At 37.2% G+C, this 8,474-nt stretch carries 11 protein-coding genes and 1 pseudogene; 7 read left to right on the top strand and 5 right to left on the bottom strand.

Translation table 11 applies throughout. The annotated features are described in order from the left end of the window. Positions 1-186, bottom strand: a pseudogene (locus CHI06_RS30210) (hypothetical protein); the annotation flags it as partial. Between the two features lie 196 nt (positions 187-382). Between CHI06_RS30210 and CHI06_RS15870 the strand changes: the two are divergent. After that, positions 383-901: a PH domain-containing protein gene (locus CHI06_RS15870; protein ID WP_095249602.1), complete on the top strand. Its 519-nt coding sequence runs from the start codon at positions 383-385 to the stop codon at positions 899-901. Then, a complete protein-coding gene (locus CHI06_RS15865; protein WP_095249601.1) occupies positions 898-2,322 on the top strand; it encodes a PH domain-containing protein in 1,425 nt (474 codons plus the stop codon). Before CHI06_RS15870 ends, CHI06_RS15865 begins: the two co-directional genes overlap by 4 nt. Before the next feature lie 89 nt (positions 2,323-2,411). Here CHI06_RS15865 and CHI06_RS15860 read toward each other — a convergent pair whose 3' ends face one another. Next, the gene (locus CHI06_RS15860; RefSeq protein WP_095249600.1) at positions 2,412-3,302 is read right to left on the bottom strand and encodes an acyl-ACP desaturase; all 891 of its coding nucleotides are present in this window, start codon (positions 3,300-3,302) and stop codon (positions 2,412-2,414) included. Between the two features lie 782 nt (positions 3,303-4,084). Next, positions 4,085-4,588: an arsinothricin resistance N-acetyltransferase ArsN1 family A gene (locus CHI06_RS15850; RefSeq protein ID WP_095249598.1), complete on the bottom strand. Its 504-nt coding sequence runs from the start codon at positions 4,586-4,588 to the stop codon at positions 4,085-4,087. Between the two features lie 118 nt (positions 4,589-4,706). Between CHI06_RS15850 and CHI06_RS15845 the strand changes: the two genes are divergently transcribed. The 5 genes from CHI06_RS15845 to CHI06_RS15825 all read left to right on the top strand — a co-directional run bounded on the left by CHI06_RS15845 (position 4,707) and on the right by CHI06_RS15825 (position 7,231). After that, positions 4,707-5,153, top strand: coding sequence for a MarR family winged helix-turn-helix transcriptional regulator (locus CHI06_RS15845; RefSeq protein ID WP_095249597.1), 447 nt, complete (start codon positions 4,707-4,709; stop codon positions 5,151-5,153). 70 nt (positions 5,154-5,223) lie between these two features. Further along, a complete protein-coding gene (locus tag CHI06_RS15840) occupies positions 5,224-5,445 on the top strand; it encodes a hypothetical protein (protein WP_095249596.1) in 222 nt (73 codons plus the stop codon). A gap of 37 nt (positions 5,446-5,482) precedes the next feature. Then, the gene (locus CHI06_RS15835; RefSeq protein ID WP_095249595.1) at positions 5,483-6,349 is read left to right on the top strand and encodes a permease; all 867 of its coding nucleotides are present in this window, start codon (positions 5,483-5,485) and stop codon (positions 6,347-6,349) included. Positions 6,350-6,544: 195 nt separating this feature from the next. After that, entirely contained in the window at positions 6,545-6,952 is a 408-nt protein-coding gene (locus CHI06_RS15830) for an ArsI/CadI family heavy metal resistance metalloenzyme (RefSeq protein ID WP_095249594.1), read from the top strand. A 63-nt stretch (positions 6,953-7,015) separates the two neighbouring features. Continuing rightward, on the top strand, positions 7,016-7,231 hold the full coding sequence (locus CHI06_RS15825; RefSeq protein WP_095249593.1) for a hypothetical protein: 216 nt from the start codon (positions 7,016-7,018) through the stop codon (positions 7,229-7,231). Positions 7,232-7,590: 359 nt separating this feature from the next. On the opposite strand, the gene arsC is transcribed toward CHI06_RS15825, so the two are convergent. Next, positions 7,591-8,013, bottom strand: a complete 423-nt coding sequence (gene arsC, locus CHI06_RS15820; protein ID WP_095249592.1) for an arsenate reductase (thioredoxin) — start codon at positions 8,011-8,013, stop codon at positions 7,591-7,593. A gap of 33 nt (positions 8,014-8,046) precedes the next feature. Further along, a partial coding sequence (locus CHI06_RS15815) for an ArsB/NhaD family transporter (protein ID WP_306453818.1) occupies positions 8,047-8,474 on the bottom strand: 428 nt, incomplete at its 5' end.

Genomic DNA, 8,474 nt, shown 5'->3' with positions numbered 1-8,474 from the left:
CTTGTCTTGTTTTTTGCAATCATCCTGCTTGTTGTTTTTGTCTTGCTTGTTGCAACTGCAGCCATCATGTTGGTCATTTTTGTCTTGTTTATCATCATGCTTGTCGTTTTGATCATGTTTTTCCTTCTTGTCATGCTTGTCTTTCCCATGATGATGCTTATGATGGTGTTTTTTCTTCCCTTTCATTTCCATACTCCCTTTCTTAACAAACATTTTTATATTGTTAGTTTATTAAGAATATGGAAAATGGTTTGGACGAACTCCCCTCATTCACAAGACGTTTTTTTGCTGGCTTCTATAAAGGGCCCCTGGGATTTTAAGAAAACGGCAAAAGTGAAACAATTAGAGCCCTTTGTTCGTAAGAATTAGTTGAGGTGAAGGGATGTATATACATATTGAGGAACCAACAGAAACAATTTCGAAGGATGCCGTTAAAGTGTGGAGAATTTCAAATACCATTGGGCATCTAACAGCCATACTTATTATCGCTGTTCTGGTCGTATGTACAGAAATGTTTGGATGGTATGGATGGATTGGCATTGTCCTTTATATTCTTGGCGGGATATTCGTTTTATCCTCCATTTTTTCCATACTCATTGAACCAACGTACCTGCATAACACCTGGAGATATCGAATTGACCAACAGTTCGTTCAGATGAAACGTGGGAAATGGCAAGTACAGCACACTTTAATACCGATGGAAAAAGTAGAATACGTTCGAACCGAACAAGGTCCTATTATGCGTCGCTACGGATTGTACAACCTTGAAATTGGTACCACTGCTTCCAACCATATCATTCCGGCCATTCCGGCAGAGGAAGCAAAACAACTAAAGGGTCAAATCGCTGTTTATGCAAAAATTCAAGATGAAGATGCAGTGGAAGGAGCATCAGACGCATGACTGAAGGTGTAAAACGGTACCACGCCGCATTCATTGCGGTTGGGCTAGTATCTTTCCTAAAAAGCTCAATTGAATTTTTTCTCTTTTTATTTATTTTAAAAGGATCTTCCACAGCGACCTGGGTTATTTGGGGACGATATATATTCTTAATCGCCTCCGTCTGGACCATTTTTTCGATTATCTTAAAATGGTACTTCCACCGCTATGAAATCGTTGGCGATTCCATTGGTGTTCATGAGGGTGTATTTGTAAAAAAACAGCGTAGCGTAGCGCTAGACCGGATCCATAATCAAGTCTCGAACAATACTTTTGTTCACCGCTGGTTCGGACTAACTTCTCTTACTCTTGAAACTGGTACAAGTGGAGAAAATGCTACATTCACTTTTCCTGTGATAACAGAAGAAGAGAAACAACGAATTCTTCTTTCCTTGGAACGAGGGGAAACTTCGATCGAGGCAGTAGCAAAGGGGAAATCCTCAAACACGACAATCCATTTTCGTTCAACAAAAAAGGATTTAGTTAAGGCATCCTTTACATCACTTAGCTTCCTAGCCATCTTTCCTTTATTATCTGCCATTTATTTCAATCTAGCAGATTTCTTTCACATAGAACAAACGGCAGAAAATGCTCTGGACTACTTATCGATCCATTGGTGGATGTTGATTGTTCTCTTTGTTCTAGCACTGGCTATATCTGTTGGGATTGGCTTTATAAAAACTTCGATGAAGTATGGTAATTATGTGATTAGCGATGATAGCGAGCGAATTTATATTGAAAAGGGGATTGGCAATTACACCAGTTTTTCGATTCAAAAACACAGGGTACAAGCGGTTATCGTAGAACAGACCATTCTTAAACGTCTACTAGGATTAGCCTCTATCAAGCTGCTAAGCGCAGGTGCCTTTGGGGATGAAAAAGGTCAGGAAACGAGTTCCTTGTATCCGTTTATGCCCAAGCATGAGGCTTACCGAATTTTACAAATCATGCTTCCTCACTATCATATTGAAGAAAAGATGAGCCGATTTCCGCTTAAAGTCCTTTGGCTTAAACTTCTACAACCCTATTATCTAACAATCCTAGCGATAATCGGGCTGATGATTTTTAAAAGAGAGTGGCTTTGGGTGGCTGCCATTGTCTTTGGTCTATCAATTCTCTCTCGTATCCTGGATTACTGGTTTACAAGCTATATCCGCCATGGAAAAACTGTACAAATAAGAAAAGGCGGAATTACCAATGAAACCTTCGTTACTCACCGTGAGCGAATACAACAAATTACCGTCAAGCACTCCTGGCTGCAACGGAAATTTGGCGTTGCGACACTAACCTTTACAAATAAGGCAAAACCACTACATGAGAGTGAATTATATGGAGTTTCAAATGAAGAAGCAGGTACTTTCTATAACTGGTACCATAAGAAATAGGGTCCTTGGGGGTCCTTAGGGACGGTTCTCATGGTCATATGTGGTTAGTTCCGACCACAAGAACCGTCCCCATGGTCACTCCATGGTCACTATTTTTTAGCGTAAAATCGATCTCTTACCCGTTTAAGCCTTGCATGGTAGTTGAGAAGATCGAGCCGTGCCTTTTCTGCTTCAGGAGCAATTGGTCTAAGGTTTTCAATGTCCCAATAGTCAACAATAACATCCAGCACTTGATCAAAATATTCAAGCGGCCCGTAATTGGCTTCCTTTGCAATAATGGCCATCCGATCTTCAAAATCAGGCATGACCGTACCCGGCATCTTAAAATTTTTAATAACATGACCGAGATAGTAGCAGTAATTTGGCTCCAATTGCAAGTGTAACTTGATGACGTCGCGGTAAAATGCATAATGAAGCGTTTCATCCTTTGCGAGCCGTCTAAGGAGCGTAGCCAATTCTTTATCATGAGGTCCGGCTACTTTGGCAACATTATAATAAAAAACCATGGTGGCAAGTTCCTGTAGCGAAGTATAGACCATCGTCTCGAAAGGGGTATCAAAATCTGGCTCAAATCCCCCTTCTACTGTCAGCCTGTGCAATTGACGAATGCGGTTCGGATCTGCGTTTCTGGTAATCAATAGGTAGGTCTCCAAAAGATTTGAATGTTGATCTTCTTCCGCTGTCCAGGTATGGACAAAATCCTTGATAACAGTAAGTGACCCTTTAAATGTTTGATCTAAATGGGATGTAAACCAAGGCAGATTCACCTCTGTCAAAAGTGCAGTTTCTACAGCCGTTACCACACCGGACGGCAGTGTGACCTGCTCAGGGTTCCAAGGTACCCTCCGGAAATCCTGCGCTTTATCCCAAGGCAAGAAATCATGATAGCCCCAATCTATTTTTGCAGCTCTTCTCTTATGTTCCTCATAAAGCTCCTTTAATTGCGGTTCAAGTCTAAAGTCTAAATGGTTCGTCAGCAACTACTTCCCTCTCCTTTTCACTACTTTACCGTATCATTCTATTAAAACATATAATTTAAAACATTCCGAACATATGGCTTCGATTTTTTAGGTTTTTCCGATATTTACCTACGTATTCGACAAATCATCTAACAATATATCCAATTAATCGTTTAATTAAAACAACCTTAACCCCTTTTAAAAAACAAACTTCGGGCAGTATTCTAGAATATTTTTTGTCGAGGAACAAAAAATCCAGGTTATCCTCAAGATTAGGGTTATTTTTTAAAGATATATTTATAAAACAATTGTTGAAATTCTGTCCCTTTAAGTAAGAGTACCTTCCTTCTTACCTTTCTCCTTTTTCACAACATAAAGCAAATATAGTCCCATCAATAAATACGTTATGATCATGCTTGTAATTAACCGTGTTTCCTCATTTAAGGTAATAAAGGAAAGCAGGAATGTTGGTAGGTGAAGGGCGATTAATGTTACAGGCAACACCGCTGTCTTCGCCCAAACCGAAAAGAAAATAATAAACAAAAGAAAAATAAATCCAATGAGGTCTTTTTCCCCTTAAATTTTTTACCTTGGTTCATTAACCCACTCTTGTTCATTTGTAAAATAGTTGAATATGACAGTGCAATAGGAGTGATTTTGTATCCTAACTGATTTAATGAGCCAAAAGAAAACTCTTCATAACCCTGTATATTATATTGAATTTAAGCCCAGCAAACTATTAAGTAGAGCTTCACCACAGAAAATGTAGAAAATCACATTCTTACACCGTAGTTAACACGTACTTAAGGAATAAGGATCTTTTCCATAATCATTACATCAACAAAGCGACCATCTAATTTCCCTTGGTTTTTAAATACTCCGACCTCTCTATAACCATATTTTTTGTAAAGCCTCTGCCCCAAGTTATTGAAAGGAAAAGTAAAAAGAACAATTTTATTAAAGTCATTCTTAATCGCAGTACATTCAATTTCTTTTAATAATAATGAACCGACACCCTTTCCTCGGTAATCCCTCCTTATGTAAATTGATAAATCAGCTATACCGGCATAGGCGCTTCTATTCGAATAAGCATTTAAAGAAGCCCAACCAACAATTTCATCATTATCTTCGATTACTATAACCGCAAAACGTTCTTTATGGTTGTTAAACCATTCTGTCATGTACTTAATATCTTTCTGGTCTTCCTCCAAAGTTGCAATCTTGTCTTCAATTCCTTGGTTATAAATATTTAATATCGCTCCCAGATCACCTATTGATGCCACCCTTGTTTTAAATCCCGCTTGCATATTACTCCCCCTAACTTCATCTGTTTAAATTAATTATATAAAAAAATTTTACAATTTGAAAGAAAATAAGTTGCAATTTGCAAATATTTTGTATATAAATAAATCAGAGGTGAAAATAATGGAAAACCTTAGAGAATTATTTCAAGTTATGACACGACGTTTTGGTCTTTTGAATAAAAACTGTTGCCAAGTTGGTGGTGAAGAAATATCTCTTGTTCAGAGCCATATCCTTTACGAAATTCTTCGAAAAGACAGACCTTCAATGCAACAGGTTGCTGATACTTTAGGGATGGATATTACCACTTTTAGTCGGCAAATACAAACATTAGTAAAGTTAGAACTGGTAAAAAAAACACCACTTCCGGAAGATAAACGGGTTTCACAATTAACCCTGACTACTCAAGGGAAGTATGTTGCAGCAAAAATAGATGCAGAAATGAACCAATATCTTACCGAAGTTTTTTCGAATATGAGCGAGTTTGAACGAGAGATGGTAATCAGATCAGTTAAACTTCTAAACGAAGCAATGTCGAAATCTACTGTTTGTTGCAAACCATTAATTTGAGCAAGAAACCCTTGCTCATTTTATTAAAATAATAGTTGCAAATTGCAAATAAAAAAAAGGGGATGGTTATATGTATTTCAACGAAATGGAATTAAAAGTTTATTATAAAATGAAAAAAGAAGAAATGGAGAAGGCAGTATTGGCTAGCGAATACTTGAAAAAAAGTCAAAAGGCAAAAGTATATCGCAATTTCTTAAATATGTTTAAGAAAAATCCAAAACAAAAAAAGTATATTGTGCCAAAAATAAATTGCTGTGAAATTAAAATCCAAAAAGTATGCTGTGAATATTGAGAACACAAACCGTTGTTAATAAATAAGGGGGTTGCTTATGTGGTCAGAAGTGTTTCAAAGTTTTGTTTCAATTGCATTGGAGTTAACTCTATTGTTCATCGGTATCTCTTTTCTCATTAACCTTCTTGAAGGTCTTATTCCATATGAAAAGATGGAACGCCTAATGGAAAGGAGCCATCCGTTGGTAAGTGCACTAGTCGCTTTAGGATTTGCCTTTATCACGCCATTTTGCTCTTGTTCAACCATTCCGGTCGTAGTGAACTTACTAAATAAAAAAGTGCGATTTGGAATAGTTATGATTTTCTTATTTTCTTCACCTGTTCTTGATCCAACTATCATCACATTAATGACAGCTGTACTTGGAGTAAAAGTTGCGATTACCTATACAGTTGTTACCTCAATACTTTCCGTCATTATTGGGTTTGCTTTAGAAAAGTTTGGGTTTGAAGGACAAATAAAAAATGTCGTAGTAAAGGGCTATGATGAGCCAAATAAGAAATTTCAACTTAAAGCAGCTTTGTTAGAAACACTCCAACTAATGAAAAATGTGTATCCTTATTTGCTAATCGGTGCCTTCATTGGCGCTTTCATCCATGGAGCAGTTCCAACTAGTTGGATATCTACTTTTATGGGGGGTGATAAGTGGTGGCTTGTTCCTATCGCTGCAATGATTGGAATTCCACTTTATATTAGACTTTCTACCATGATTCCAATTTCGCAAATTATGATTGCCAAAGGTATGGCGTTAGGTCCAGTAATGGCTCTCATGATTAGCTCTGCAGGCGCAAGTTTACCAGAATTAACATTATTGAATAGCATTTTTAAAAAGAAACTCGTATTTGCTTTCGTAGGTTCAGTCTTTACGATGTCAACAATATCTGGATTTTTATTCTACATTATTTAAGGAGGATGTAATAATGAGTATTTTAAAAAGTCTGTTTGGAAAAAAAGAAAGTTCTTGCTGCAACGTGAAAATCGAGGAAATAAAAGAAGATGTTAAACCAAAGGAGGATCAAAAAAATAGTTGCTGTAATTAATTTATTACACGCTCAATTGTAGGAAATAAATCAAAATAAATTGATATTAGGAGGAAACCATTATGAAATACGCACATGTTGGTCTTAATGTTACAAACCTTGAAAAATCCATTGAGTTTTACAGCAAACTATTCGGGGCTGAACCGGTTAAAGTAAAGTCCGATTATGCAAAGTTCCTTCTTGATACACCAGGGCTAAACTTTACGCTTAATTTACGAGATGATGTAAGTGGAAATCAGGTTGGACACTTTGGCATTCAAGTTGAAAGCACAGAAGAAGTTATGGCTCATAAGAACAGACTTGAAGAAAAAGGGATTCTGTCGCAATTCGACGAAATCAATACAACCTGTTGCTATGCCCTCCAAGACAAGTTTTGGGTTCATGATCCTGACGGAAACGAATGGGAGTTTTTCTACACAAAAGCTGATGTGGATGTTGAAAGTGAAAATGCAACCAACTGCTGTTCCTAAGATTATTATTGATTTACGAAGGGTCTCATTTTGGAGGGGACCCTTTTTATGGGAGGTAAATGTATGACAGTGAATCATGCAGGTGCATTAAAGAAGGAGTATTTCTTGTCTTATTTAAACCTAATTAAAATTTCTAGAAATTGTACGATTGAGCAAGCAAAAGAGATCGCCATAGAAGTATTTTTTCATTATAACGTTGAGGAATACGGTTCACAAACATATCTTCGTTTTTTAGAAGCCTATCACGAACTAAAAGAAAAAATAAAAAAAGACCACTAAGGTCTTTTTTTAACAGCATCTACCTGTATTACCTATCATCGAAATGCCTTGACCATTTCCACTGCGGTCAAGAATAAGGTCTTCGGTGTTCGGTTCAATAATAGGGTCGATTGCCACCAAAATATCATTTATAGTGACGATGATATCATTTGATGCCGGCTCTCCCAGAGCCAGTCCAATTCTTGGCTGACCTCAGCCATAGCCATCAAAGAAGATGCGAATATTCTTTGCATTCTGCTCTTTGAACATTTTTTTAAACTCATCGCGAGCGTTGTCTGTGATTATCAATGTTCAGTCTTCCTCTCGTTGTGATTGTTATTTTAAGCGCCAAGAGGTATTCCTACTGGCATACTTGTATTTTACTTCCCTGTTTCTGCGAAAGTTTTGATACGGTCTCCGATTTCGCCACGAACACGCTGGAAGAATGCCCACTTTTCTTCTTCCGTTCCTTCAGCTTTTGCAGGATCATCAAATCCCCAATGAACTCGTTTTACTTTTGGTGGTGTGATTGGACACTTATCAGCAGCATCGCCACATAAAGTTACAACTAAATCAGCATTATTTAGATATTCAGGGTCTATGATATCAGAAGTATGATTTGAAGTATCAATTCCAGCTTCTTTCATTGCTTTGACAGCATTCGGGTTTAATCCGTGAGCTTCTATACCAGCACTACGTACTTCCCAATCATCACCTAAATGTTTCTTTGCCCATCCTTCTGCCATTTGGCTGCGGCATGAGTTTCCTGTACATAAGAAGTATAGCTTCTTTTTGTTTTCCATGTTGAACACTCCTTTTTGTCTTTAATATTATGCTTAAATGATTAACAACCATATATAGAGACCAACCAAAGTAATGAATAAAGTTGGTATGGTTAAAACAATACCCGTTTTAAAATAGGTTCCCCAAGAAATCTTAACTCCTTTTTGCGATAAAACATGTAACCATAACAAAGTCGCTAGAGAACCAATTGGGGTTATTTTGGGACCTAAATCAGAGCCAATTACATTTGCGTAAATTAGAGATTCTCTTATTACACCTGTTGTATTGGTATCAGCAATTGCCAAAGCATCAATCATAACAGTTGGCATGTTATTCATAATGGAAGATAGAATAGCAGCAATAAAACCCATTCCAATTGTTGCTGCAAATAATCCTTGATCAGCTGCTACTTGAATCAGATCAGCTAGGACATTGGTTAAGCCCACGTTTCGTAAGCCATAAACCACAACATACATTCCAA

This window comes from Bacillus sp. 7884-1 (genome assembly GCF_002272245.1).
GTDB lineage: Bacteria > Bacillota > Bacilli > Bacillales > Cytobacillaceae > Neobacillus.
The sequence above is the reverse complement of the archived record's forward strand: the minus strand, read 5'-3'. Positions and strand labels throughout refer to the sequence as shown.